This window comes from Rhizobacter sp. P3_C12 (genome assembly GCF_056402735.1).
Window position 1 is genome coordinate 1 of the sequence record NZ_JBFUGW010000458.1, and the last position, 3,097, is coordinate 3,097.

Here is a 3,097-nt window from a genome sequence, read left to right on the forward strand (position 1 = left end):
GTCCCGAAGGGCTCCGCCAGCCAGCGCCAGCGCACCCGGTTCTGGCGGTCCACCACCACGCGCGGTGTGTTCAGATGATCGCTGTGGATGAAGTACACCAGCGGCTCGCCCGCGGGATTCACCGGGTCGGGCGTGAACCCATCGCCCTCGACGGCTGAAATCAACCTCGTCGCGCCGAGGCGACAACTCGACGGGGCTGGAAGCGGCAACGCTCATTGATTTCTTGCCTACAACCCCATTCGCACCGTGAGTCGATCTGAAAACTCCCTCCGCAAAGCCTCCAAAGCCATTTTCAGTTCTTCAGCCTCAACTCCAGCGCAAAAGATTTCCCCATTCTTAAACAGCTCGGCTTCAAGAAAAAATTTCCCGCCCGATTTATATATAGAAAGTCGTCCCAAGTAGCTTTCCGTGACTACTCGCGCCGTAAGACGAGAAAGATCCTCAAATGAAAAATCCCTCCCATCAGTAGAATAGGAGAGCGAAGACTTTTCCCTAACCACTCCGGAGAATGACTTTCCATCCAGTATTTCCTTAAAGTCTTCTTCCGCAGCCGTATCAACCAAATCCAAAAAGCGGGAAAAAAGGATACCAAATGCACCCACATCTTGCCCTGGAATGAGCAAATAAGTTGCCAAATCTGGCTCACCGCTAATTATATTTATATAACCCTCAAGATACTGTTCAGAAAGCACTCCGCGTTCAGCTCTGACCCTTGTCCCCTGGACCGATGAGTCCATATCCAATACAAATTCCAAGCTCAATCCATCAAGGCTGAGCGTCCCCGTGCAATTTTCTGCGACTGTTAACGCCATGGCCATTTCTTTGTTCCTGGTAGATTGTTGCGCTTCGCGACATTATTCACGTCCGGTCTCGGATTTACAGGCTGATCAGAAACAATAAATCCATGATAAATTCTTTCGCATCGCTCTTCATTCTGAGATTCCATATTGAATTGTACGACCTGAGTACCGACCACGCCTACGAGGACCGMCTCATCGGCAGTAACGGGAATAGCCGTTTGTAGTGCGATCGCAGCCTGTACGTCATCCGGAGCTGGGCCCCACCAGTTCCCTCGCACCCATTTCCCTTGTGTGGAATGTTTTCCCGAGTTGGGGGTATAGAAACGTCGCCAAACTGTGCAGCACTTCTTCTCGGCCGTTGTACCAGCAGGAATCGACTGTTGTCCAGTGTGTGTTGCCATCCATATGGTTGCAGCCGCCAGACCGATTCCTGCAGCGCAACCTGGAGGCCCACCCAAACACCACGCCAGAGAAGCTTGATTCCCATCAACATCAAAATATGCGAGCGGGTTGCCTTCGGCATATCCATAGGTATTGACCCCGCCAGCAAGGCCGCTCGGGTCGGATTGTGTATAACGCCCGCCGTCAGGTCCGTAGTAGCGAGCGTAGTTGTAGAACAGCCCGCTCTCCTGGTCCGCATACTGCCCCGGGAAGCGCAGGTTCTGCGTAAAGACCCCCAGCCCGCTCGGGTTGGTCTCCGGTGCGCTCGTGCCGAAGGGCTCCGCCAGCCAGCGCCAGCGCACCCGGTTCTGCCGGTCCACCACCACCCGCGGCGTGTTCAGGTGATCGGTGTGGATGAAGTACACCAGCGGCTCGCCCGATGGGTTCGCCGGGTCGGGCGTGAACATCGCCATCGGCGTGTCGCGCAGCCACACGTATTCCCGCAGCGCCGCCCCGTTCTGGTCGTACTCGCCCAGCAGGTGGCCCGCCTGGTCGTACACGAACACCACCGTGCTCTGCGGCCCCGTGCTGCTCACCTTGCGCACGCGCTGCCCGGCCGCGTTGTACGTGTAGCGCGTCGTCACGCCGCCCTTGGTGATCGTCGCGAGCTGGCCGCGCAGGTTGTACGTCGCCGTGTAGCCCGAGCCATCGGCCGCGCTGTCGCTGAGCGTGTTGCCGGCGTTGTCGAACACGAGGGTTCTGGCCGGGTTCGTGATGCGGGTCGTGCGGTTGCTCGTCGCCTCCACGCCGTACGTGCTCGGGCTGCCGTTCAGGCTCAGGCCGGTGCGGTTGCCGTTCGCGTCGTAGTGGATCGCCCAGCTCGCCGCGTTCGTCGTGATGCCGGTCAGCCGGCTGTTCTCGTCGTAGCCGAACACTTGGTCCAGCGCCGGCTGCGCCGTGCCGTCCGCGCTCAGGTGCGTGAAGCTCACGATGCGGCTCGCCTCGTCGTAGCGCAGGTCTCGTAGCGCCTCGCCCAGCGGGTAGCGGATCGCCCGGCCCGCCAGGTCGAAGTGGCGCTCGTTCGACTTGGCTCCATCGGCCATTGCCCACTGCCAGCGCTTGACCGTGCCGGCGAACGGCGTCCACGCGATCTGCGTGATCAGCGGCGTGCCGCCCAGCGTGATGCCGGTGACCTCGCCATCCACCCAGGTCAGGCCCAGCTGCCGGCTCGATGGGTAGTTGATGCCGCTCAGGTTGCCCAGCGTGTAGCCATAGCCCACCGTGTGCGTCAGTTGCGTCGCATTGCTTCCGCTGGTTGCCTCCACGCGCTGCACATCGCTCGCCACCTCGCCCTGGTCGTCGTAGCCGTACTGCGCCGAGCCACCCGGGTAGCTGCTGCTCGTCAGCTTGCCCGCGCCGTAGCTGAAGCCCGCGCCGGTCTGGCTGTAGGCGAGGCTCACGGTCTCCGTCGGCTGCCCGCTCTTCGTGTACACCGCCGCGGTCAGCCGGTCGCTCGCGTCGTAGTCGTAGGTCGCCAGCACGCCGCGGCTGTCGGTGCGGGTCTTCAGGTTGCGGGCCGCGTCGTAGGTCAGGTTTTCATTGCCGGTGTCCGGGCTGATCACCTGCGTCGCATCACCCAGGCCGTTGCGCGGGTACTGCGTCGCGAGGTTCCTCGGATCGGTCACCTGTGTCGTGCGATCCCCGCCGTCGTACTCGAAGCGCGTCGTGCCGTTCTTCGGGTCGGTCGTGTCCTTCACCCGCTCCAGCGCGTCATACGTCAGCCGCGTCTGCAGGTTCAGCGTGCCCGCGCCTTGCATGATCTTCGTGCGGTTGCCCTGCGCGTCGTACTCGTAGCGCTCCAGCGGCAGTGGTGAGGCCGGCAACGGCGGGAAGGCCTGTGTTGCCGGCGCCACATC

The 3,097-nt window shown here is 61.3% G+C and carries 2 protein-coding genes; both read right to left on the reverse strand.

Going from position 1 to position 3,097, the window contains the following annotated elements; all coding sequences use genetic code 11:
* Positions 1-227 precede the first annotated feature (227 nt).
* On the reverse strand, positions 228-818 hold the full coding sequence (locus AC1DXV_RS33125; protein WP_477937766.1) for a protein kinase family protein: 591 nt from the start codon (positions 816-818) through the stop codon (positions 228-230).
* Positions 803-3,097: RHS repeat-associated core domain-containing protein (locus AC1DXV_RS33130; RefSeq protein ID WP_477937768.1), on the reverse strand; the 2,295-nt coding region annotated here is incomplete at its 5' end. The genes AC1DXV_RS33125 and AC1DXV_RS33130, both read right to left, overlap by 16 nt.

What these genes read in the sequence shown, in the direction of transcription:
- AC1DXV_RS33125 (WP_477937766.1), bottom strand. Translation starts at nt 818, where the DNA reads ATGGCCATGGCGTTAACAGTCGCAGAAAATTGCACGGGGACGCTCAGC.